A 25,143-nucleotide genomic window follows, 5' to 3' on the forward strand; every position below is an offset into this window, starting at 1 on the left:
ATAGTAAGGGTTTTTTGCTTTTTGTATATAATAATATAATGAGTTTTTTATTTGAATGTGGCTTTCATAACTCTGCCTCCCGTCTTATTTAATTGAAGATGCAATTGTTGGAGGCTATCAATACGCATTACGCCTTTCATGCTTTCATCATCACTATACACTGAATAAGTTTTATCTACTTTTCTTTTCCAATTTAGCTTGTGTATATGATAGCTTGGAATTGAATCTAATTTTGAATACTCACAATGATAGGATAATGCAATATGATCTTTTCTAATGTCTAGATAATCTTCACTTGTACACTTGTCTAATGTGATTGGTGGATCGTCATTGAATTGCAAATGAGTAATAGACCAAAATTTTATTATTGGATCTTCAGCAGGATAGTCACTACTTTTTTTACAACTCTGAAAACAGCAAATGCATAAAAGTAGTAACATCAACCTCATAACTAAAATCTAAAATAGTGTGATTTGCCCTTCATCATCAATTTCCAAATCTATATCATTTGGAGGGTCAGATTCAGTTGTTGGCTTTTCTTGAGCATCAGTTGTTTCTTCAGGCTTTTCTGCAGATAATTCTTGCTCATCTACAACTTCTATTTCTTCAGCAGGGACTTCTTTGGGAGCCTCATAAGGTATTGGATCCAATAAGTTTATTTGATTAACCTTATGTTTTGACAACTGATTCCCTAAAGCACTGATTCCTTTTATTGAAATAAACTCTTCAAGGTTTACTGTTGCATTATCTCTTCGATCTTTCCCTCTCTCCTTAGCATAAACAATTTCGGCTACAGGTTTCCAGTCTGTTGATACTATTTCTAGCTGACTTTCTGGGTGGTCTGATATAAATGATTCTTCTTTGCTTTCATTTTCAATAAGAAAGCGCTTCACATAATAGCGTTCTTTTTCGCCTTCAAAATAAACGGCAGAAATTGGCTTTTTTGGTACCCATTTTTCAAGAACAATCATATCATTGTCAAAATGTGTTGTTAATTCAGGAATAATAGTCTTAACGATACCAGATTGTTTGATTATAAGCAGTCTGTCTTCTCCTCTAAACTCACCTATTAATTCTCCTCTACCATCAACATTGAGGCGCTGAACTGTATCATCGAACCATATTTTGCGAGGTTTGAGAGTTGAAACGCCTTTTTCTTTGAGTTCTACACGTTTTATGGAATATTTTGTAACTAGATTTCCTTTAGAGCTTCGTCCCTTTATAAGGATATCTGCGAAATCTAAATCCCATTTTAATTTTTTAATACTTCCTACTTGACGTAATAGTATAGTCACTACTTCAGCTTCGCCATTAGGGTTTGCAGAAAAATGCCAGACGACAGAGCCTTTGTTGCCGTTGGTAAGATCATATTCTTTGTCCCTTGTAATTGCGGTTACTGCAAAACGTTTGATATAAGATGGTCCACCTTTTCCATCTCTATAAATCATATTGTAAATAGTACGTTTGTCTTTTTTCTTGAAGACTGCGACATGAATAATATTTTTGCCTACAAAAGTTTTTGAACCAACTTTTGTGATCATCATTTTTCCTTCTTTGGTGAATACAATGATATCATCGATATCACTACAGTCGCATACATATTCGTCTCTTCTTAAGGAAGTTCCAATAAATCCTTCTTCTCGATTGACATAAAGTTTAGTATTTCTAATAACTACTTTTGTTGCATCTACATCATCAAAAATTCTAATTTCTGTTTTGCGTTCTTTTCCTTGACCGTAATCTTTCTTCAGCCTTTGAAAGTATGCAATTGCATATTCAATAAGGTTAGCCAAATGATGCTTAATCTCAGCGATTTGCTCTTCTAGGGCTTCGATCTTTTGTTGAGCCTTGTCTATATCGAACTTAGAAATACGCTTAATTCTTATCTCAGTTAACCTTACAATATCCTCTTCGGTTACGGCTCGTTTAAGGTGCTTTGTGTGTGGTTTTAGGCCTTTGTCTATAGCTGAAATTACACCTTCCCAGGTTTCCTCTTCTTCTATATCGCGATAGATTCTATTCTCAATAAATATTCTTTCAAGGGAAGCGAAATGCCATTGTTCTTCTAGCTCACTCAGCTTTATTTCTAATTCACTTTTTAATAGTTGAACTGTGTTATCCGTAGAGCGTCTTAAGATTTCGGATACTCCAATAAATATTGGTTTATTATCTTCTATGACACAGGCTAAGGGCGAAATGGAACTCTCGCAATTAGTGAATGCATAGAGTGCATCTATAGTTTTATCTGGAGAAATTCCAGAAGGGAGGTGTACTAATATTTCTACTTCTGCAGCAGTATTGTCTTCAATCTTCTTAATCTTTATTTTGCCTTTATCATTGGCTTTTAGAATTGAATCGATTAAAGATGATGTTGTGGTTGCAAAAGGGATTTCGGTAATTACTAAAGTATTCTTATTGAGTTGCGAAATCTTAGCCCTAACTCTAACTTTTCCGCCTCTGTTACCATCATTATAGTTAGTGAAATCAGCAATACCAGCAGTAGGAAAATCGGGAACTAACTTGAATCTTTTACCTTGTAAATGTTTTATAGAAGCATCTATAAGTTCAATAAAATTGTGCGGTAGTATTTTCGTTGACAGTCCGACAGCAATACCTTCAGCACCTTGCGCTAATAATAACGGAAACATTACTGGAAGGTTGATTGGCTCTTTTCGACGTCCATCATAGGATGCTTGCCACTCCGTAATTTTTGGGTTATAGACTACATCTAGAGCAAACTTAGATAATCGCGCTTCAATGTACCTAGATGCAGCAGCACTATCGCCTGTGAGTATATTTCCCCAGTTACCTTGGGTGTCTATCAATATATCTTTTTGACCAATTTGTACCATAGCATCAGCAATACTTGCATCTCCATGAGGATGGTATTGCATGGTATGCCCAACAATATTGGCTACTTTATTATATCTACCATCATCTAAATCTTTCATGGAATGCATGATACGACGTTGAACAGGTTTAAAACCGTCTTCAATCGCAGGTACTGCACGCTCTAAGATTACGTAGGATGCATAATCCAAGAACCAATCCTTATACATCCCAGTGACCTTGGTTATGGTTTCTTGATTTTCGTTATTGTTATTGATGTCGTCCGATTCTTCAATCATTGATTTCTAACTTTAATTTTCGGTTGTACTTTATCATTTTGCTTAACGACTGCTTGATGTATTTTCGTTTTTTTCTACTTACCAAAGTGACGTTGAAAACTTCTTTGATGTTTCTTCCTTTTGTAGTTTGAATGTAAAGTACTAGTGTTTTATAAATTATATAATTATTGAACTTAAAGGCTCTAAGATCTTCTTTTGCAAATTCTATCTGATGTTCTCTATAATTGAAATGATCCGCCAATAATAATCCTCTGTTTAGTATCACAACTTTTACGCCATCACTATCATACTCAAAATATCTAGAGATCCAATGTACCACAGCAAATACAACTATAAAGCCCAATAGAATAATTAAAAAGGTAAGAACTGGGTTAGTGGTTAATTTACTAAAAGCACTAAACACTGTCGCTAACAAAATGGCTAAGACAATCAGTATGAAGTATACCGATATAATTACATTTTTTGCCTTACCATTATTGGTTCTCATTATTTTTCCTCCTCAACTATATCTAATTCAACTTTCAAGTTATTGATAATGAATTCTTGTCTATCTGGTGTGTTTTTTCCCATGTAGAATTTCAATAACTCTTCTACCGTCATTTCTTTATCCATCATTACTGGGTCTAGACGAATATCGTCACCAATGAAATGTTTAAATTCATCTGGTGAAATTTCACCAAGACCTTTAAATCGTGTTATTTCTGGTTTTGGTTTCAGTTTTTCAATAGCATTAATTCGTTCTTGCTCTGAATAGCAATAGATTGTTTCTTTTTTATTTCTAACTCTAAACAATGGTGTTTGTAAAATGTATAGGTGTCCTTCTTTTATTAATTCTGGAAAGAATTGTAAAAAGAATGTAATTAACAGCAAACGAATATGCATTCCATCTACATCGGCATCCGTTGCAATCACAATATTATTATAGCGTAAGTCTTCTAAGGACTCTTCGATATTTAATGCTGCTTGGAGCAGATTGAATTCTTCATTTTCATAAACAATCTTCTTACTCATTCCATAGGAGTTGAGCGGTTTACCACGAAGGCTAAATACCGCTTGAGTATTCACATCTCTAGATTTTGTGATACTTCCAGAAGCCGAATCTCCCTCAGTAATAAATAGGGTAGATTCTAAACGTCTGTCTTTCTTTAGATCACCTAAATGTACACGGCAATCTCTTAGTTTCTTATTATGAAGACTTGCCTTTTTGGCACGTTCTCTTGCTAGTTTTCGAATTCCAGAAAGTTCTTTACGCTCACGTTCTGCCTGAAGTATTTTTCGCTGAATTTTTTCTGCATGTTCTGGATTTTTATGCAAGAAATTATCAAGATATGTTTTTACAAAGTCATTGACATAAGTCCTCACAGTAGGCAAACCTCCACCCATTTCTGTAGAACCTAATTTAGTTTTGGTCTGACTTTCAAAAACAGGTTCCATAACTTTTATTGAAATGGCGGCAACTACTGATTTTCTTATATCTGAAGCATCATAGTTTTTGCCATAGTACTCTCGTATAGTTTTCACTAAAGCCTCTCTAAAAGCAGCTAAGTGTGTACCACCTTGTGTAGTGTTCTGACCATTTACGAACGAATGATACTCTTCGGAATATTGTGTTTTGTGATGTGTAAGGGCTAACTCAATATCGTCACCTTTGAGATGAATAATAGGGTAGAGCTTATCATTATCGTTGATATTTTCTTCTAATAGATCTTTAAGCCCATTTTCACTAAAATACTTTTCACCATTAAAGACTATGGTTAAACCAGGATTTAGGTATACATAGTTTTTGAGCATTTTAGAGACATACTCGTTTCTATACTTATACTTTTTAAAGATAGTATCATCTGGCACAAAAGACACTTTGGTTCCTTTTCTACGAGATGTATCATCAAGTAATTCTTGGTTTTTCAGTTCTCCAAGTTCAAACTCTGCAGAGGCGGATTTTCCATCTCTGGTAGATTCTACCCTAAAATATGTCGATAATGCGTTTACAGCTTTAGTACCAACTCCATTAAGCCCTACAGATTTCTTAAAGGCTCTAGAATCGTACTTTCCACCTGTATTCATCTTTGACACTACATCGACAACCTTACCCAATGGAATACCACGACCATAATCGCGAACTATGACCTTATTACCTTGGATAGAGATTTCTATGGTTTTACCAGCTCCCATGACATATTCGTCGATGGAATTGTCGAGAACTTCTTTGAGTAAGATATAGATACCATCATCGGGAGATGAACCATCTCCGAGCTTTCCAATGTACATTCCTGGACGCATTCTAATATGCTCTTTCCAGTCTAGTGAGCGTATGTTATCTTCAGTATAATTAGATTGTTGAGACATAGGATACAAAAAATTGCATAAGTAGCTAATATAGTATTTAGAGGCAAAAAATGAAACCTAGAAACACTAAGGTTATTAACAATGTTTTAAAGGGTTTTCTGTCTAAAAAGACTAGAGAATACAAGGTAAAAACTTCAAATGCTAAAATCTAATTTTTAGTAAGTTTTTCTGCTTCTTTTTTTAGAAATTCATTTCTTGTTTTTAGCAGATTTATCATGTAGCGTTTTAAGAAAATTTTGTTTGCTATTTTACCTAGAAGCCCTAGAGGAGACTCGAAGGAAAATTTATCCCTTATTATAGTATAATCACCTTCCTTTTGAAAGTGATGTTCATGTCTGAAGGACTTGAATACACCAGAAACCATTTCATCTACAAAATAATTTGGTGCGTCGTATTCGGTTATCTTTGAAGTTAATCGTTGTTTTATTCCGAAGTGGATAGCTTCCCATGTAACCGTTTCTCCAAGTTCTATTAATCCTGAAGTTTTACCTGAAACTGCTTTTTCTTTAGAGTGTTGAAGGGATTGGGTATGGAAGTCAATATTTCTAGCTAAATCAAAACAAATTTTGATATCAGCCATGACTTTCATTTCTAGATGAATTTCCTCCATCGTTTATTTACACATTAAAAAGGAAGTGCATTACATCGCCGTCTTTAACAATGTAATTTTTTCCTTCAACGCGCATTTTTCCTGCTTCTTTTACTTTGGCTTCGCTACCATAAGACGTATAATCATCGTAGCTAATTACTTCGGCTCTAATAAAGCCTTTTTCAAAATCTGTGTGAATTACACCAGCTGCTTGAGGCGCAGTAGCACCTACATTTACTGTCCAAGCTCTTACTTCTTTTTTACCGGCTGTGAAATAAGTTTGTTGATTAAGGAGCTTATATGCTGAACGGATTAGCTTGGCAGAGCCTGGTTCATCCAATCCTATATCTTGTAAGAACATTTGGCGCTCTTCATAATCATCTAGTTCATTGATGTCAGCTTCTGTACCTACAGCTAAAACAAGAACTTCTGCATTCTCAGTAGAAACGGCTTCGCGAACTTGTTCAACATAAGCATTGCCAGAAACAGCAGAGCCTTCATCAACATTACAAACATACATTACAGGTTTGTCCGTGATAAGTTGAAGTGGCTTTATGTAGTCGATATAATCATTTTCGTCAAACTCTAAAGCTCTCACAGATGTACCAGCTTCTAAAGCGACTTTAATTTTAGTTAAGACATCAAACTCTTTTTGTGCTTCTTTGTTTCCAGTCTTGGCAGCTCTACCAATCTTATCTGCTTTTTTCTCTACAGATTCCAGGTCTTTTAATTGAAGTTCAATATCTATGGTTTCTTTATCTCTAATTGGGTCTACACTACCATCGACATGAACAATATTATCATTGTCAAAACAGCGTAAAACGTGTAGTATAGCATCCGTTTCTCTAATGTTAGCTAAAAACTGATTACCTAAGCCTTCACCTTTACTAGCACCTTTCACTAGACCAGCTATATCAACAATTTCTACAGTTGCTGGAATAACACGTTCTGGATCAACAAGTTCTTCTAGTTTTTCTAATCGTTGATCGGGTACATTGATGACACCAATGTTTGGCTCAATAGTACAAAATGGAAAGTTAGCACTTTGCGCTTTTGCATTAGAGAGACAATTAAATAAGGTCGATTTTCCAACGTTTGGTAATCCTACAATTCCAGCTTTCATAAGTTATGATTTTGCGACTGCAAATGTAGGGAATTAGTTATTTAGATAGTACTCCTTATTTATAATATCTTAAGATATTTCTTGTAACTTTTTTAGGTTAGCTGAAGACCTTTCCAAACCACGTTCCCAACTTGGCCACCAAATGGGTTGAGAGAAGGCAATAGTTTCAATTATAATATCAAATCCTAAGGTTCCGATAGAGTAGTCATCAATTAAATCAATAATCTTTATTGAGGCAATCATTTTATCAGAGCCAAATTCATCTGTTCGAAGCATTCTTATAAACTCTACTTCAAACTCATAATCATTGTACTTGACTTTATACCTCGTATCAGTTTGAATACAGTCCCATTTTAGAATACCTTCTTTAGTAAGTCGTTTTACTTCTTCTAGTTTTTTGATTTTTAGTTCGTGTATAGAATAGTCTACCATGTTAATTCAAGGGTTAGTTAGTAGTAAGGATTAATTGATGACTAAATTAAGAGTTAATGGTTTATAAATCAATACGTAGGTTTACGTATATGCCTAAACAAAAAAATCCCAAGCTTCTTGCTTGGGATTTTGTATTGTAAATTATAATGTCAATTAATCTTCAGGATGCATAAAGCGTTGTTTGCCAAGTAAAACTTCTTCAGTTTCAACATTGTCTTCATCTGGTACACAACAATCTACAGGACAGACAGCAGCACATTGAGGTTCTTCATGAAATCCTTTACACTCTGTACACTTGTCTGGAACTATATAATAGATTTCGTCACTCACAGGTTCTTGTGTGTCGTCAGCATTTACAGCCTTACCATTGGGTAATACGATATCACCAATAAGACTTGTGCCATCCGAGTAGCGCCAATCATCTGCGCCTTCATAAATTGCTGTATTTGGGCATTCTGGCTCACATGCTCCACAGTTAATACATTCATCAGTTATTATGATAGCCATAGCAATTTTGTTTTTTATCTTTGCGACTGCAAAAATAACGCCAAAACCAGTTATACGCAAGCCAAGCATGGAATTACAACAACGAATTAACGCTTTTGTAAAATTAGGACAGTTTTTAGAGCAGTTTTCAACAGATTCTCCAAAAAGAAATGATAATGTTGAACATAATGATGTTTTTTTTGATGGATTTAAGCATCAATTAAAATTAGCACAGGAACATAATGGTTGGTTTACAAAGTCAAATCTTGAGTTTGCAATAAGAGGTTGGGTGAATTTGCTAACAGAAGAAAAACTTTCTGAATGGTTAGATTCTTACAAGTTCACTAACAAAGAAAAAAAGCTAGTTGCCATAATCATGGCTGGGAATATCCCAATGGTTGGTTTTCATGATTTTCTGTCAGTACTAATATCTGGTCATAATGTTCTAGTTAAGCAATCTTCAAACGACAAGCATATAGTTCCGTTTTTAGCTAAGTACTTGGAATATGTTGAACCAGAGTTTAAAGGATGCATTCAATTTACAGAAGAAAAATTAGAAGGGTTTGATGCTGTGATTGCTACTGGAAGTAATAACACTGCTCGTTATTTTGAATATTATTTTAAAGATAAGCCTTCAATAATTCGAAAGAATAGAAATTCTGTGGCAGTGCTCACGGGAAATGAAAGTGAAGATGATTTAAAACAATTGTCTGAAGATGTCTTTAGATATTATGGATTGGGTTGTCGTAGTGTTTCAAAATTATTTGTTCCAAAGGACTATGATTTTGATGCATTTTTTAAAGCTCTGTATCATTGGCATCCAGTAATTGAAGAGGCTAAATACGCAAATAATTACGATTATAATAAAGCTGTGTATTTAATGAGTGAATTTGATATGCTAGAAAACGGGTTTTTGATGATTAAAGAAGATAGTAGTTATGCTTCACCAATAGCAACAGTATTTTACGAATACTATAATGACTTAGATAGCTTGAAGTTGAAGTTGCAACAAGATTCAGATCAGATTCAATGTATTGTTGCTAATAATTTGGTGGATAGCGAAATCCCTTTCGGAAAAACCCAAACCCCAGAACTTACAGACTATGCAGATGGTGTTGATACAATTGAATTTTTGTTAAAAATATAGTTGAAAAATTATAGTTTTCATAACACCTAATCTACTAGAAATTATCACCTTTGCATTTGAAAAAAATATAGTTAATCATGGTTAAGAAACACAACTTTAGCGCAGGTCCATGCATTTTGCCAAAAGAAGTCATGCAAAAAGCTTCAGAGGCAGTTATCGATTTTGATAATGGATTATCGTTGCTAGAGATTTCCCACAGAAGTAAGCCCTTTGTTGATGTCATGGAGAAGGCTAGAAGTCTAGCGTTAGAATTGCTTGGATTAGAAGGTAAAGGATACAAAGCATTGTTCTTACAAGGCGGTGCAAGTACTCAATTTTTAATGGTTGCATTGAACCTATTAGAAAAGCGAGCAGGATATTTGAATACAGGTACATGGAGCTCTAAAGCGATCAAAGAAGCAAAAATATATGATGACATATATGAAGTAGCTACTTCTGAAAATGCAGGCTTTAATTATATCCCAAAAGGATATGACATCCCTGAAGATTACGATTATTTCCACTGTACGTCCAATAACACCATATTTGGAACTCAGATGAAATCTTTTCCAGATTCACCGATTCCTATGGTGTGTGACATGAGTAGCGATATTTTTTCGAGAAGTTTAGACTTTTCAAAATTTGATATCATATATGCAGGAGCACAAAAAAACATGGGGCCGGCAGGAACAACTTTAGTAGTAGTTAAAGAAGATGTTCTTGGAAAAGTATCTCGTAAGATTCCATCGATGATGGACTATAAAGTACACATTAGTAAAAGTAGTATGTTCAATACACCTCCAGTATTTGCTGTTTATACATCTATGCTTACGATGGAATGGCTTAAGAAGCTAGGAGGAATAAAGGCTATTGAGGAAATCAATGAAAAGAAAGCTCGACTTATATATTCTGAAATAGATTTAAATCCACTATTCAAAGGGTATTCAGTAAAAGAAGACCGATCCAATATGAATGCAACATTTACCTTAGCTAACGGAGATCTAAAAGAAACTTTTGACGCTATGTGGAAGGAAGCTGGAATAAATGGACTTAATGGGCACAGAAGTGTAGGTGGTTATAGAGCGTCAATGTATAATGCGTTATCACTAGATAGCGTAAAAGCATTGGTAGAAGTAATGAGTGAATTAGAAAGAAAAGCATAACAAGAATTAATGAAAGTATTAGCAAACGACGGTGTATCTCAAAGTGGTATTAATGCTTTAGAACAAGCAGGGTTTGAGGTATTAACAACAACTGTAGCACAAGAGCAGTTAGAAAACTATATCAATGAAAACAACATTGATGTATTATTGGTGAGAAGTGCTACAAAAGTGAGAAAAGATATTATTGATGGATGCCCAGACCTTAAAATCATTGGACGTGGTGGCGTAGGTATGGATAATATCGATGTAGACTATGCAAGAGATAAAGGGAAACATGTTATTAATACACCTGCGGCTTCATCGAGCTCTGTTGCAGAGTTGGTATTTGCGCACTTATATGGCGGTGTTCGTTTCTTGCATGATGCCAATAGAAATATGCCTCTAGACGGAGACACAAAATTCAAAGCGTTAAAAAAGAACTACGCTAAAGGTGTAGAGCTTAGAGGAAAAACGTTAGGAGTTATTGGTTTTGGTCGTATTGGTCAGGAAGTAGCTAAAATTGCCTTAGGTATTGGTATGAAAGTTATTGCTAGCGATATGTTTGTAGAAAAAGCAGATATAAAACTAGAGTTTTTTGATGGACAAAGTGTAGACTTTGGTATCGAAACACAACCAATGGATGCTATTTTAAAAGAATCAGATTTCATAACACTACATGTACCAGCACAGAAAGATTATGTGATAGGAAAGAAAGAGATGGAAACTATGAAAGAAGGTGTAGGTCTAATTAATGCTGCTCGTGGTGGTGTTATAGATGAGGTTGCGCTGATTGACGCTTTAGATTCTGGAAAGATTGCTTTTGCAGGTCTAGATGTTTTTGAAAACGAACCAGCTCCAGCGATTAAAGTCTTAATGAATGGTAGAGTATCATTGACACCTCATATTGGAGCTGCAACGAATGAAGCACAGGATAGAATTGGAACTGAATTGGCATCCCAAATCATAAGTATTCTTAAATCGTAATTCAATTTTTGGTCTTAAATGTGACCAAAATGATAATATAGAGTCCTAATATATGTTAGGACTTTTTTTGTACCTTGAAAACACTAAACTTATAACCCTTTTTATTCAAACTATTATGTCAGGAATTTTAGACTTATTAAACAGCGATTTAGGAAAGACAATTATCAGTGGAGTAGCTGGATCCACTGGACAAGACACTAATAAAACTAGTGGATTGTTGACTATGGCTATGCCAGTACTCATGAAAGCTATGGAGAGAAATGCTTCAACACCAGAAGGTGCAGAAGGATTGTATGGTGCATTAAACAAGCACGATGGAAGTATTTTAGATAACCTTGGAGATCTTTTCAATGGAGGTGTAAACAAAGAAGTTGTGGATGATGGGGGGAAAATTCTTGGACACGTATTGGGAAGTAGACAACTAGGCGTAGAGAAAGTATTGAGTGAAAAATCTGGAATGGATCTAGGATCAGTTGCTAATATTCTAAAAGTAGCCGCACCGATCCTAATGGGAGTTCTTGGAAAACAAAGCAGACAACAAAATGTTAGTCAAGCTTCAGATATGTCTAGCGTTTTAGGTGGTTTGCTTGGCGGTAACTCAACACAAAGAGAACAAGGATTTTTAGAGAAAATCTTAGACGCAGATGGAGATGGTAGCGTTATTGATGATGTTGCAGGAATGGTGCTTGGAGGAGGCAAGAAGAAGAGTGGTGGACTTGGAGGATTACTCGGAGGACTATTTGGAGGTAATAGATAATAGAAAATCTCAATAGATGAAGGCCAGGTAGAACCTGGCCTTTTTTGTTAAATCCAATTTAAAACCCTCAATTTACGGTCCAATTTTTGTAACTTTAAATCAAAATGATTGGTTATGAGAGCGTTATTGGTAATAATGATAATTGGCTGTTTTGCATTTAGTTGCAAAGCAAACTATAATGGAAAAAGTAATGCTGATGAGATTGCTAATGCTGAAAAGTTTAGCGATACAGTAAAAATTGCTGGAGAAGAAACAGAATACGAAATTATAATTGTAGAGCCTGGGTTTAATGCTTGGTTGCGATCTACAGCAAGGCAAGAAGGATATTATTCTCAAAATTTTTTAGAAACCAGGAACAGACAATATGTACTCTTTTGGAACCAGCGTGTTCTACAACCCAATAGGTTTGATCCAAACTTGTACTGCTTGCAAATAGATTATGACTCAACTATAGATTATGGCTATGATGTCAACTATAAGCTGTATAACTATTTCGTCTATTTTCAGCTAAAATATAAACAGCAGCTTGGAACTTGGATTCCTAGAATTTAGCGTATCTTTGCATCGCTAAATCTTACTATGGAAAAATTAAAAGAGCGCTGGGGAATATCTTCCAACTTTCAAATCATCATGATTCTTATTGTTTTTGCTGTTACAGGATCATCTTCGGTGTATGTAACCAAACCAGTTTTAGGTTTTTTTGGAATAGTAAAAGAGAACTTTGATTATACTTTTTTTTATTACGTTCTTAAAATTTTGTTAGTATTCCCAATTTACCAAGTATTATTGGTTTTCTTTGGCTGGATTTTTGGCCAATTCCAATTTTTTTGGAATTTTGAAAAAAAGATGCTCAGCAGAATGGGCTTTAAAAGATTTTTTAAATAAGTGAAGACAATCTTTTTGAACATATTCAAAAACTTTATAGCACTATCTTTAACGATAGCTGTTGCATTGCCTTCATTTGTTAAATTGTCCCATACTTTCAATCATCACACGCACGAAGTTTGTGAAGGCGATAGTTCACTTCATTTTCATAAACTAGATGTAGATTGTGAATTCTATAAATTCAAACTCAATAATAATTATGAGGTTATTGATTTAGATATTGAAATTTTCACCATAGAAATTTTTGATACTAATTTAATTTCGCACAAATCTTTCCTAAAAAATAAAATTCGGCTAAATCGCTTTCAGAGAGGACCTCCTTTCTCTTTTGCTTGATTAAGTAATTGACAAATACACGAACTTTATTTAGAATTATATGGGCAAACGAATTTGCCTAATTGTAATGTTGCATTCATGTATCATGTTTGCTCAAGACTGCAATTATAGACTTACCGGAACTATTGAAGATTTTCACGATGGTACACCAATCGTTGGAGCTACTATCTATATGAAAAATCTTGATACCTATACAACATCAAATATTGATGGTTATTTCTCTATTGATGATTTGTGTAAAGGAAAACTAATTCTTGAAATCTCTCACATAGGTTGTGAAACTAAATTGTTAGAGATTGATGTTACTGGTGATATGGTGCGTATTATAAAGCTAGAACATCATATTGAAGAATTAGGTGAAGTGAAGGTAAATGGCAAAGGACAACTTAAGCAAACTGCAACAGGGCAGGAGTCTAAAATAAAGAGTGAAGTTCTAAGTAATTACAGTGCATTAACATTGGGTGATGTGGTTAAGGAGATTTCAGGAGTGCAATCTCTTAACACGGGTAATGTTATTACGAAACCTATCATCAATGGTTTGCACAGTAGTAGAGTTGCCATTATCAATAATGGTGTACGATTACAAGATCAAGATTGGGGAATAGAGCATGCTCCAAATTTAGATATAAATGCATCTAGTTCTATCTCGGTAATAAAAGGGTCGAGTGCACTAGCACTCTCAGGAGATGCTATTGGTGGTGTTGTAGTTCTTAACCCAAAGCGTGCAATAAGAAAAGATAGCTTATATGGTCAAACCACTTTGAATGGACAAAGTAATGGTAGAGGCGGTTCGGTTTCTACTAAGTTAGGTAAGTCTTTCAAGTCTGGTTGGTATGTCGACGGTATAGCTACATATAAACGCCTTGGTGATTTTGAAGCACCAGATTATGTACTGTCCAATAGTGGTACCGAATTTAGATCTTTTAGTATAAATGGTGGATTCTCGAGTTTTGAAAAGGGATTTAATGCTTTTTATAGTGTTGTAGATAATACTATAGGCATATTATCAGCTTCTCACCTGGGAAGTATTCAAGACTTGGTAAATGCCATCAATAGCGATCGCCCTTTAATCATAAGAGATTTTACTTATGATATTTTGGCGCCAAGGCAAGAAATTACACATCATATGGCAAAGGCTGAATTCTATAAACGATTTTCATCCTTTGGTAAAATTACACTCAACTATAACTATCAAAATAATCAAAGATTTGAGTTTGATAGACGTAGAGGAGATGATAGAGATAAAGCGGCTGTGGATTTAAAGTTGCAAACTCATAATTTAAGACTAGATGTGCAATTAGATAAAACCATTAAGTGGATATCAAATTTTGGAGTCAGTTTAGGTTACCAGGACAATTTTGCTAACCCCGAAACAGGAGTTAGACGATTAATACCAGATTATGAAAGGTATGATTTTGGTATTTACGGATTGTTAAAACACCAATTAAATGATAATTGGCTTTTAGATGCTGGAGTGCGCTATGATTTCAATAGAATAGATGCTAAGAAATTTTACTTAACCAGTAGATGGGAAGAACGCGGCTATGATGAAGATTTTAGTGATATAATTATTGAAGATTTTGGAACACAATTGTTGACCAATCCTCAATTTAATTATCATAATATATCGGCTTCTTTAGGAGCAAAGTATGATTGGAATGAGTCAAACAGTGTGTTATTTAATGCTTCTATTTCGAGTAGAGCACCAAATCCATCCGAATTATTCAGTGATGGATTACATCACTCTGCTGCTCGATTTGAGCTAGGTGACCTCAGGTTTGACCAAGAAAGATCATACAGATTGGGTGTTTCATACAAATATGATGTTGAAGCAACTCAGCTTTTAATAGAAGGATTTATTAATAGGATTAATGGTTTTCTATACCTAGAGCCAATTGGAACCAATGAGACTACTAGGGGACCTTTCCCTGAGTGGGCTTATATGCAAACCAATGCTCTAATGTATGGTGTGGACTTCACGTTTAGCCATACTTTTAATGAATCGTTCTCATATACTAATAAATCAAGCATCCTTTTTGGTAGAGATACACAATTAGAGCGACCATTAATCGATATACCACCAGCAAGAACAGAAAATAGCATTAGGTTTTCTAAAGTATCTTGGAATGATTTTAGCGCAGGTATTACTAGTGAACTTGTGGCTAAACAAAATAATTTTCCGAACAATGACTTTGAAGCCTTTTTACCTTTAGAGGGAGAAAATGTTCTTGTTGAAATTAGTGAAACCCCAGATGCATACCACCTTCTTCATTTTGATGCGCAAATGAAATTTAGTTTCAGTAAACGTTTAGGGATGAAGGTTAGGCTAGGAATCGATAATATATTAGATACTAGTTATAGAAATTTATTAAACAGACAGCGATTTTTTGCTGATGAATTAGGAAGAAATGTGAATTTACAAATACAGTTAAACTATTAAACTCAAAAAAAGATGAAAACTTTTAAATTAATTTTTGGATTATTTTTAATTATCGGATTACACTCATGTTCAAATGATGATGACAATCCACCACCAGTAAACGAAGAAGAAGTAATTACAACGATGACAATTACTTTAACACCTCAAGGAGGTGGTACTGCTATTACCATGAGAACTCAAGACCTTGATGGTGATGGACCTAATGCTCCTGTAGTAACAGTATCTGGTGCATTAGCAACCAATACAGTTTACAATGGAAGTATTGAGTTGTTAAACGAATTAGAAAACCCTGCTGAAGATATTACTGAAGAAGTAGAGGAAGAAGATGATGAGCACCAATTTTTCTTTAGCTTAACAGGAACCAATGCAACAACTATGTATGCAGACATGGATGGAGATGGTAACCCAGTTGGTTTGGCATTTACTTTAACAACTACTGATGCAGGAGCTAACTCAATTACAGTTACTCTAAGACATGAGCCTGCTAAAGATGCAGCTGGTGTAAGTGACGGAGATATTACCAATGCAGGAGGAGAAACGGATATTGAAGAGACATTTAACTTTGTTGTTGGTGTTTAATTCATAGATATCTTAAAGAAATAAAAAGGAGCGATAGTAATCGCTCCTTTTTATTTATAAGTAAATCATATTCGTTAATTTTGAACAATGGATTTTATAAAGACAACCGAATCAGAATCTCACTATTCCAACTTGGAACAAATGAGCATTTCTGAGTTACTTCAAAATATTAATACTGAAGATAAAACAGTTCCAAATGCAGTTGAAAATGCTTTACCTCAAATACATGGTTTGGTTGAACAAGTAGTTGCCAAATTAAAACAAGGAGGGCGACTGTTTTATATCGGAGCAGGAACTAGCGGAAGATTGGGTATTGTTGATGCTAGTGAATGTCCACCTACCTTTGGAGTGTCACACGATTTGGTTATTGGCTTAATAGCAGGGGGTGATTCTGCGATTAGAAAAGCAGTAGAATTTGCTGAAGATTCAAAAGAGCAAGGTTGGAGCGATCTTCAAGAGTATAAAATTTCTGAAGAAGATGTAGTTGTCGGTATTGCTGCTTCTGGTACAACGCCTTATGTTATTGGTGCATTGGAACAATGTAATGCCAACAACATTGTTACGGGATGTATTACCTGTAATCAAAATAGTCCATTAGCGCTGACTGCTAAGTTTCCTATTGAAGTTGTTGTTGGTCCGGAGTTTGTCACCGGAAGTTCTCGCATGAAAGCAGGAACTGCTCAAAAGTTAGTACTCAATATGATTACTACAGCCACGATGATACAGCTTGGCAGAGTGAAAGGAAATAAGATGGTCGATATGCAATTGAGTAATAATAAACTTGTAGAAAGAGGTATTAAGATGATTATGGATGAAATTAATATAGGAAGTGAGGAAGCAAAGCAACTCTTAGATACTCATAAAAGTGTACGATCTGCAATACAAGCATACAATGGAAACAAATAGGACAGACAAAGAAATATTGGTTAAAGGAATAAAACTTATGGCTTTAACCGCATTACTAATGTTTCTTGGCCCTACATTACTTTACATAGGTTTAGGAAATGAAGAATCTTCACTTTATATGGTTACTGTAATTGTCGGAGGACTTCTGTGTGTAGGAGCTATTTATTGTGGTTTTAAAGGCATTAAAACCGTAATGAAAAGCATGTTTAAGTAAGCTTATCTTCTTAATGTAAAATTACTATTAAACTGCCTACCATCTTCTAAGGTTACAGAGAACCAGTAGTCATCACTCGGCATGGCCCTGCCATTGTAAGTTCCATCCCAACCAGCACCCAGAGGGTCTAGTTTGGCCAATATTTTTCCATACCGTGTAAAGATGAGTATCAATGAGTTTGGCTGAAACTGCTCAGAGATGCCTTTGACCTGCCAGAAATCGTTGACATCGTCATCATTTGGCGTAAAGAACTTCGGGAACCCAATTACCGAAACGATCTGGCTAACGATGCCACAATCGTTCTTGTCCCTTACGAAGACCTCATGGAAGCCAATGGAGACATTCTCAAAGATGTTACTATCCTGGTAAGGTCCAAAGCTGTTGTCGAGCGCATACTCATAATCACCCTCGCCACTGACCAGTGCGGTAATGGTATTGTTCTCTGAGGCATCGGTGACCTGTATCTCTTCAATGGTCGCAATGTTAGAAGGCACTACATTGATGACACGCTGCTTGGAACACCCATCGGTATTGGTAACTGTAACCGAATAACTACCAGCCTGATTGACCTGTATCTCAGAGGTGGTTGCACCAGTGGACCACTGATAGAAATAATTGTTGGGCAGGTCATCTATGACACCACCAGTCAGGGTTATGGTCTGTGGGAAGTCATTGAGACAGTACAGGATGTCTTCCTGGGTTTCAATATTGGGCAGCTCGTGCACAACCAGGTCAATGGCACTGATGCCATAACAAGACCCAAGGAACTCGGCACGAACATAGATCGTTTGGTTGTAAGGTATGGTATTCTCAAACCCATTGACATCGATAGGATTGACCTCGAGGAGCGCATCTAGGTACTCAAAATAGAAGGCAAGCTCCAGGTTGGTCGGTAGTCCATCGATAATAGGATCGAAGGCCTGCGTAAGGTCAAAGGCATAGATACCATCCTCATTGCCATCATCATCACAGGCTTCCATGGATGTATCTGGCAGGGAAGTGGTACTGATGTCTAGAGTAATGACCGCCATGTCGGAACACCCAGAGGCATTGTCCGTGACAAGGGCATAGACGGTCTGTGGGTTTTCGAAGTTTGCAAAATTGCTACCATCGATGGCGTCCACGTTGTTGCTGGCATCATCGAGGGAGAGGAAATAGGTTACAGTGACCGCAGAAGGGTCATCAGTGATATCGGCAAGATTGTTATCGATGTTGAATCGTGTGAATCCATCTGCAATACCATCATCATCGCATTGGAAAATAGTAATGTCGTTGGTAAGCGGAGGAGGGTTGGCATTCAACTCAAACGAAGCTAAACTAATACAACCAGGATCATTGACATCTTCAACTCTTACAAAAACCTCTAAAGGCGTCGGAATAGTGTTGTAATACATTAATGGTAAAGCAGCCACATTATTTAATGCATCATCTTGACTCAAATGATATGATATATCATAGTTAGGTGCATTTATAATTCCGTTAGTAATTTCACCTGTTTTTATGTCTAAATCAAAAGTAGTTTGTGCATTAAAGGCATCTCCATCTATAGAATCATCACATAATTCAAAAGAAGAAGGTAGGTTTATTTCTGGTCCAGGAGTGATATTTAGTGTAAGTTCTTCAACAATAAAACAACCGCTATTAAAATTAAAAATTCGTGTATATACTACCTGAGGACTTGCTGTATTATCAAAAATATAACCAAGAGGATTAAGATTCAAATTGGCATCACTTTCAGTAGAATGATAAGTAACAAGTATATCAGTTTGTGTTCCTATAATATCTTGTGTAATTGGATTAAGATCAAATTCGGTGATACCATCATCAAACGGGAATTCTGTATCACATTCTTCAACACTTAGATCTAAAGTAGGTACTTGACTTTCTGGGCTTTCAGGAAAACTAGCAGTACCAACCCATTCAAGAGAAAAAGGACTATTACCTATAGGTCTATCTATAACAATAAAATAGCTTTCTCCAGCAAGTACATCCAAATACCTTACAAAACTATTTCCATCAGGTCCTGGGCCTTCAAAGAAATCAGTTTCGGCTAAGCTCATACCAGTTAAATTATTACCTTGGTTAGCAGCCTGTGGATTGGTAGTTGAGCAGCGTATAGATTGCCCTAAATTATCACAAGTTACATTTGGACCAAAAACGAAAAAATCATAATCTTCAGTAATAGCATTACTATCGGGAGTTAGAGTAAAACCTAGCGTCCCTGGATTCTCAATAATTACTTGTAGCCATATACTATTATTTTCTTGGCTACCGCAATTAGCTCCTTGAGGTAACTCTGCAGTACCAACTCCAGAAACATCTACGTTAATTTCCGAGTTTCCACAAACAAGAACTGCAAAATCACAATCATTGGGTTGTTGCGAATAAACAATTGCATTCGCAAAAAGGATTATACAAAAAAGGTTAAAGATTGATAGCTTCATAATGTATTATCGTCTTAGGGCAAAATGGCTATTAAACTGCCTACCATCTTCTAGAGTTACAGAGAACCAGTAGTCATCACTCGGCATGGCCCTGCCATTGTAAGTTCCATCCCAACCAGCACCCAGAGGGTCTAGTTTGGCCAATATTTTTCCATACCGTGTAAAGATGAGTATCAATGAGTTTGGCTGAAACTGCTCAGAGATGCCTTTGACCTGCCAGAAATCGTTGACATCGTCATCATTTGGCGTAAAGAACTTCGGGAACCCAATTACCGAAACGATCTGGCTAACGATGCCACAATCGTTCTTGTCCCTTACGAAGACCTCATGGAAGCCAATGGAGACATTCTCAAAGATGTTACTATCCTGGTAAGGTCCAAAGCTGTTGTCGAGCGCATACTCATAATCACCCTCGCCACTGACCAGTGCGGTAATGGTATTGTTCTCTGAGGCATCGGTGACCTGTATCTCTTCAATGGTCGCAATGTTAGAAGGCACTACATTGATGACACGCTGCTTGGAACACCCATCGGTATTGGTAACTGTAACCGAATAACTACCAGCCTGATTGACCTGTATCTCAGAGGTGGTTGCACCAGTGGACCACTGATAGAAATAATTGTTGGGCAGGTCATCTATGACACCACCAGTCAGGGTTATGGTCTGTGGGAAGTCATTGAGACAGTACAGGATGTCTTCCTGGGTTTCAATATTGGGCAGCTCGTGCACAACCAGGTCAATGGCACTGATGCCATAACAAGACCCAAGGAACTCGGCACGAACATAGATCGTTTGGTTGTAAGGTATGGTATTCTCAAACCCATTGACATCGATAGGATTGACCTCGAGGAGCGCATCTAGGTACTCAAAATAGAAGGCAAGCTCCAGGTTGGTCGGTAGTCCATCGATAATAGGATCGAAGGCCTGCGTAAGGTCAAAGGCATAGATACCATCCTCATTGCCATCATCATCACAGGCTTCCATGGATGTATCTGGCAGGGAAGTGGTACTGATGTCTAGAGTAATGACCGCCATGTCGGAACACCCAGAGGCATTGTCCGTGACAAGGGCATAGACGGTCTGTGGGTTTTCGAAGTTTGCAAAATTGCTACCATCGATGGCGTCCACGTTGTTGCTGGCATCATCGAGGGAGAGGAAATAGGTTACAGTGACCGCAGAAGGGTCATCAGTGATATCGGCAAGATTGTTATCGATGTTGAATCGTGTGAATCCATCTGCAATACCATCATCATCACATTGGAAAATAGTAATGTCGTTGGTAGATGGAGCAGGATTTATTGTAATGATAAATGATGCCGTTGAATAGCATATGGTACGAACATTATTTTCAATTCTCACAAAGATCTCTTCAGTAATAGGAGTGGTATTGGTATAATTTTCAGGTAAGGGATTATCATTATTATCTGCATCTTCCTGGCTTAAATGAAATGTAATGGTATATAAATCACCATCCTGATTTCCTAATATGTCTGAATAGAATTGCAAGAAATCTATTTCAGTAATACCATCTGTATTGTTTGATATATCTTCATCACAAACGATGACATCATTTAGGTTAACGATGTTTGGTGTTTTGAAGATTTCAATATTAAATGAGGTCATATCAAAACAATCACTATTACCCATATTATTGACTCTTACAAAAATTTCGACACTGAGGTTGGTAGTAAAAGGCCCTATGATTTCATTTTCATTATTATTAGCATCAGCAATGGAAGTGAAATAATGAACATCATAAACCAAAGGGTTCAAAGCACCTAAAATCTCTGCATCTTTTAGCGTAAGATCAAATGTTGTGGTAGTATTACATTCAATAATATCTACAGGCTCATTAGCAATAATAGGAACTTCAAAATATTCTACCAAAGCTTCTCCTTCTATAGGACATTCACCATTATTGGGTTCAATAAACACTTCATAGAATCCTGGTTCGTCTACGAATAATTGAAAAGTCGTTTCTGTAGTTAGTTCTTCTCCGTCTTTAGTCCAAATATAAGTAGCACCATTAATTTCTGTAGCTGTGAGTGTATAGTTTCCACCATTGCAAAGAAGTAATTCAGTGGTACTAATCCCATTTTGAATAATATCTATCTGCGTATTAAAAAGTGATTGAATAAAAGGAGGTAATCCTATACGGCTTAGATTTTGAAAATTGTTATTGACATCAACCAAGATACCATCATCAACATAATTTACTGCAGCACCGACTTCCTCTGGATTATTAATAACACCGAGGTGTGTTCCAGTCATCGTTGGGTTAGAAAAGTTCATTAACGCCCTGTAAATGCGTTTGTCTAATCCGAGTTGAAGCGCCCCTGCTGTAGTGCCACTAGAACCACTTATTATTTGTTGGCTAGCTGGAATATCGGCTGCTAACAAATCCCATTGTATTAATTGACCAGCTCCAGCTCCAGACTGACCTGAACCTGTAGTAGCATATACCTTTGTGTTTCCAGAAGAAAATTCCACACCATAAGGACTCGTATTTTGTTCTGGACCCAAAAGTTCTAATGAATTACTTACAACTCCAGTATCATTATTGAAATCGAAAAGATACACACCTCCTGAAGCATTTTCACCCAGAACTGTAGCAAATCCAAAATGAGCAGCAACTAGCTTGGTACCATCTGGTGAAGCTTTTAAGTAACCAAGTGCATTTCTTCTGTAACCTTCAACTGGTACTTCTGGTCCAACAGTAGAAACTACAGGATTTAGATCCACACCATTTTCGGTTACTTTGAAGGCGTAAAAACTATCTGTAAAGTGCGTAATCACCCAGAACGAATAACAGTCGTCTGCTTTTACAGCAGTAATTTTTTCTGAACATTTGAATTCAGATTCTAATTCATTATTCTCATCGTAAGTTATTAGAGGTACATTTTTTTCTATGGCATCCACATCACCTAAACCTCCTTCTAAATCAAGATCTACTAAAGAATACATCAAACCATTGTTGACTCCATCGCCATCAGATTCATTTGGAAAAGCAGAAGAATTACTATGATGGGGTTCGTCAACCGTAAAAAGATAATATTTAGTTGGATCTTGCGGTTTTGGTACAATTAATCCTGAAGAGGTACTACTATCATCACCTTTCAACTCTGTTCCAAAAGCCTCACTGGCATTTGGCATAGGTTGGTGGTTACTGTTCCAAATTGTACGCCCATCTGAATAAAATAAGAGATTGCCATCTACGTCTGAAATTGAAGTACAGCCTTCTAATGTGCTAAGTTGTCCATCAATAACGGCTGTAACTGTTCCGGCAGATACGTCGAATTGTAAGCCTGCATTTTGGCCAAAATACCAAAAAGAAGCTTCGTTTTGAGCAAACGAAGCTATGCCAATGAATAGCAGAAAAATTAACAATATCTTTTTCATAGACGATAGCCGAAAGCTATCAAAGATATTATAAATCTCGCTTTTTTAATAATCTATACGATAAAAAGACGAATAGTGCTGTCCAACCCAGAACGATAACTATTTCATGAAAATGCACTGCATAATCATATGCGATCTCTGCTTTATCAGGAAATTTGGTCATTACTATTCTCTGAAACGGCTGATCTATAAGCTTATACATAGATTCTAATGGCAAGTAGTTTTTTACTTGAAAGCCAATAGATGCACTATCTGTTTGCCATGCAACTAGACCAAATATGATCCATTCTACGATATATAAAATGAATAAAAATGCCAGTGCAAATGCAGAACGTTTCAACAACATACCAAAGAATAAACACAAACTGAAGAAACCAACTAGCTTTACAAAATAGGCTAATAAAAACTCTATCTCTCTAAAAATAATAGTTGCTTCTGTATAACTAGAATAATACAAACCTATCAAGAATGTGGCTAATCCTATGAGCACTGTTGCTGCTAAGGAGAAGAATATTATGGTATAAAACTTAGATAGTATAAACTCTTTTTTACTGAGACCATCAATGAGGTTTTGCTTTATAGTTTTATTACTGTACTCATTACCAATCATACTCACAACAACGATAGCAAAGAAGAACTTGAATTGTGATGCAAAGAATGTGGTAATGTGCCATATAATTGGGAAGTTGAAAATTCCTAATTCTCCCAATTCTAATGTGAAAAATCCAAAGAAATTAATCTTAATCGAGGATAACACAAGAACAGTGAATGGTAAAATAAACGAAACAAATATGAGTATTTTACTGGTTCTATTTTGAATAAGCTTTTGAAGCTCTATGTTTAATAAACGTAACATGTGATTGATTTTTTGATTGATTAGTTCTTGTCGGTTAATTGAAGGAATTGCTCTTCTAAACTTTCTTTACGTTTCACCAAATGAGAAAGCACAATGCCTTTTTCGAACATAAGCTTATTGAAAGCTGTAGCATCCATTGGTTCGTTAAGAAAGGCAGTAATAAGGTCTTCTTCTTCAGTAATATTACCAAACTTAGAGTTGGACTCTAAAAAGGCCTTTAACTGACTCGATTTTTCAGCTTTCAGTTCAAAGAATCCATGACTGCTAATCATTTCATCAACACGACCAGAATACAATTTCTCTCCTTTTCTAAGGACAACAACATGTGAACATACTTTTTCTACTTCATCCAATAGGTGAGAAGCTAAAAGTATTGTCGTTCCATCACTCGCTATTTGTTTAATCAATGATCTTATTTGGTGAATCCCTTGAGGATCGAGACCATTTGTTGGCTCATCAAGAATTAAGATTTCCGGATCATTCAAAAGAGCAGAAGCTATTGCTAAGCGTTGCTTCATACCTAGAGAGTAAGTCTTAAACTTACTGTCTTTTCTATCTAAAAGCCCAACAACTTCCAGCTTTTCATCAATCTTACTATAGTCTACACCTTTGATTTTACAAACTAGTTTTAAGTTTTGATATGCAGACATGTAAGGGTAGAAGTTTGGACGTTCTATAATCGCACCTACTTTTTTAAGAGCATCGTGTGTAGAAGTTTGTCCATCGAACCAGTGAAAATCGCCATGAGTTTTGTTGACAACATTTAGTACGACTCCTAGTGTGGTAGATTTACCACTACCATTTGGTCCGAGAATGCCATAGACGTTGCCTTTGTTAATAGTAAAAGAAAGATCCTTTACCGCTGTGAGATAACCAAACTTTTTAGTGAGGTTATTAATCGTGAGAATTGTCTCCAAAATGTATGTTTTTGATCGGTTATAAAGGTAAGACGAGGTGAAATAATTTTTGTT

The 25,143-nt window shown here is 36.0% G+C and carries 23 protein-coding genes; 11 read left to right on the forward strand and 12 right to left on the reverse strand.

All coding sequences use genetic code 11. From position 1 onward, the window contains the following. Positions 1-47: 47 nt before the first annotated feature. The 8 genes from NCE97_RS06995 to NCE97_RS07030 all read right to left on the reverse strand — a co-directional run bounded on the left by NCE97_RS06995 (position 48) and on the right by NCE97_RS07030 (position 8,125). The gene (locus NCE97_RS06995; RefSeq protein WP_353778273.1) at positions 48-440 is read right to left on the reverse strand and encodes a hypothetical protein; all 393 of its coding nucleotides are present in this window, start codon (positions 438-440) and stop codon (positions 48-50) included. 18 nt (positions 441-458) lie between these two features. Next, entirely contained in the window at positions 459-3,128 is a 2,670-nt protein-coding gene (locus NCE97_RS07000) for a DNA gyrase/topoisomerase IV subunit A (RefSeq protein ID WP_353778274.1), read from the reverse strand. Continuing rightward, the gene (locus tag NCE97_RS07005; RefSeq protein WP_353778275.1) at positions 3,121-3,615 is read right to left on the reverse strand and encodes a hypothetical protein; all 495 of its coding nucleotides are present in this window, start codon (positions 3,613-3,615) and stop codon (positions 3,121-3,123) included. The genes NCE97_RS07000 and NCE97_RS07005 overlap by 8 nt, the downstream gene beginning before the upstream one ends. Next, complete coding sequence (locus NCE97_RS07010; RefSeq protein WP_353778276.1) at positions 3,615-5,474, reverse strand: DNA topoisomerase IV subunit B; 1,860 nt, start codon at positions 5,472-5,474, stop codon at positions 3,615-3,617. Before NCE97_RS07010 ends, NCE97_RS07005 begins: the two co-directional genes overlap by 1 nt. Positions 5,475-5,622: 148 nt before the next feature. Continuing rightward, positions 5,623-6,054 (reverse strand): SRPBCC family protein, encoded by a 432-nt coding sequence (locus NCE97_RS07015; RefSeq protein WP_353778277.1) that lies wholly within the window; start codon positions 6,052-6,054, stop codon positions 5,623-5,625. A 37-nt stretch (positions 6,055-6,091) separates the two neighbouring features. After that, positions 6,092-7,186, reverse strand: coding sequence for a redox-regulated ATPase YchF (gene ychF / locus NCE97_RS07020; RefSeq protein WP_353778279.1), 1,095 nt, complete (start codon positions 7,184-7,186; stop codon positions 6,092-6,094). A gap of 69 nt (positions 7,187-7,255) precedes the next feature. After that, the gene (locus NCE97_RS07025; protein WP_353778280.1) at positions 7,256-7,618 is read right to left on the reverse strand and encodes a hypothetical protein; all 363 of its coding nucleotides are present in this window, start codon (positions 7,616-7,618) and stop codon (positions 7,256-7,258) included. A gap of 153 nt (positions 7,619-7,771) precedes the next feature. Beyond that, positions 7,772-8,125, reverse strand: coding sequence for a 4Fe-4S dicluster domain-containing protein (locus NCE97_RS07030; protein ID WP_353778281.1), 354 nt, complete (start codon positions 8,123-8,125; stop codon positions 7,772-7,774). A 67-nt stretch (positions 8,126-8,192) separates the two neighbouring features. Between NCE97_RS07030 and NCE97_RS07035 the strand changes: the two genes are divergently transcribed. The 11 genes from NCE97_RS07035 to NCE97_RS07085 all read left to right on the forward strand — a co-directional run bounded on the left by NCE97_RS07035 (position 8,193) and on the right by NCE97_RS07085 (position 17,473). Continuing rightward, a complete protein-coding gene (locus tag NCE97_RS07035; protein WP_353778739.1) occupies positions 8,193-9,251 on the forward strand; it encodes an acyl-CoA reductase in 1,059 nt (352 codons plus the stop codon). Between the two features lie 77 nt (positions 9,252-9,328). After that, a complete protein-coding gene (gene serC, locus NCE97_RS07040) occupies positions 9,329-10,393 on the forward strand; it encodes a 3-phosphoserine/phosphohydroxythreonine transaminase (RefSeq protein WP_353778282.1) in 1,065 nt (354 codons plus the stop codon). A 9-nt stretch (positions 10,394-10,402) separates the two neighbouring features. Continuing rightward, positions 10,403-11,356 (forward strand): D-2-hydroxyacid dehydrogenase, encoded by a 954-nt coding sequence (locus NCE97_RS07045; protein ID WP_353778283.1) that lies wholly within the window; start codon positions 10,403-10,405, stop codon positions 11,354-11,356. Positions 11,357-11,471: 115 nt separating this feature from the next. Continuing rightward, entirely contained in the window at positions 11,472-12,113 is a 642-nt protein-coding gene (locus NCE97_RS07050) for a DUF937 domain-containing protein (RefSeq protein WP_353778284.1), read from the forward strand. Positions 12,114-12,227: 114 nt separating this feature from the next. Then, positions 12,228-12,665, forward strand: coding sequence for a DUF6146 family protein (locus NCE97_RS07055; RefSeq protein WP_353778285.1), 438 nt, complete (start codon positions 12,228-12,230; stop codon positions 12,663-12,665). A 27-nt stretch (positions 12,666-12,692) separates the two neighbouring features. Beyond that, positions 12,693-12,998 (forward strand): DUF6787 family protein, encoded by a 306-nt coding sequence (locus tag NCE97_RS07060; protein WP_353778286.1) that lies wholly within the window; start codon positions 12,693-12,695, stop codon positions 12,996-12,998. After that, positions 12,999-13,334, forward strand: a complete 336-nt coding sequence (locus NCE97_RS07065) for a hypothetical protein (protein ID WP_353778288.1) — start codon at positions 12,999-13,001, stop codon at positions 13,332-13,334. It abuts the gene before it with no gap. 40 nt (positions 13,335-13,374) lie between these two features. Next, positions 13,375-15,774, forward strand: coding sequence for a TonB-dependent receptor (locus tag NCE97_RS07070; protein ID WP_353778289.1), 2,400 nt, complete (start codon positions 13,375-13,377; stop codon positions 15,772-15,774). A 12-nt stretch (positions 15,775-15,786) separates the two neighbouring features. Further along, positions 15,787-16,353 (forward strand): type 1 periplasmic binding fold superfamily protein, encoded by a 567-nt coding sequence (locus NCE97_RS07075; protein WP_353778290.1) that lies wholly within the window; start codon positions 15,787-15,789, stop codon positions 16,351-16,353. Positions 16,354-16,440: 87 nt separating this feature from the next. Next, the gene (gene murQ, locus NCE97_RS07080) at positions 16,441-17,259 is read left to right on the forward strand and encodes an N-acetylmuramic acid 6-phosphate etherase (RefSeq protein WP_353778291.1); all 819 of its coding nucleotides are present in this window, start codon (positions 16,441-16,443) and stop codon (positions 17,257-17,259) included. Beyond that, positions 17,246-17,473, forward strand: a complete 228-nt coding sequence (locus NCE97_RS07085) for a DUF6095 family protein (protein ID WP_353778292.1) — start codon at positions 17,246-17,248, stop codon at positions 17,471-17,473. Before murQ ends, NCE97_RS07085 begins: the two co-directional genes overlap by 14 nt. A 2-nt stretch (positions 17,474-17,475) precedes the next feature. Here the strand turns inward: NCE97_RS07085 and NCE97_RS07090 are convergent, their stop codons facing one another. From NCE97_RS07090 to NCE97_RS07105, 4 genes are read right to left on the reverse strand one after another with little or no spacing between them, the layout of a single operon-like run. Next, a complete protein-coding gene (locus NCE97_RS07090) occupies positions 17,476-19,917 on the reverse strand; it encodes a T9SS type B sorting domain-containing protein (protein ID WP_353778293.1) in 2,442 nt (813 codons plus the stop codon). Between the two features lie 6 nt (positions 19,918-19,923). Continuing rightward, positions 19,924-23,316, reverse strand: a complete 3,393-nt coding sequence (locus tag NCE97_RS07095) for a T9SS type B sorting domain-containing protein (RefSeq protein ID WP_353778294.1) — start codon at positions 23,314-23,316, stop codon at positions 19,924-19,926. Between the two features lie 28 nt (positions 23,317-23,344). Then, positions 23,345-24,172: an ABC transporter permease gene (locus NCE97_RS07100; RefSeq protein ID WP_353778296.1), complete on the reverse strand. Its 828-nt coding sequence runs from the start codon at positions 24,170-24,172 to the stop codon at positions 23,345-23,347. Between the two features lie 20 nt (positions 24,173-24,192). Next, positions 24,193-25,089 (reverse strand): ABC transporter ATP-binding protein, encoded by an 897-nt coding sequence (locus tag NCE97_RS07105; RefSeq protein WP_353778297.1) that lies wholly within the window; start codon positions 25,087-25,089, stop codon positions 24,193-24,195. Positions 25,090-25,143: the final 54 nt, after the last annotated feature.

This window comes from Winogradskyella sp. 3972H.M.0a.05, assembly GCF_040493455.1.
Classification (GTDB): domain Bacteria; phylum Bacteroidota; class Bacteroidia; order Flavobacteriales; family Flavobacteriaceae; genus Microcosmobacter.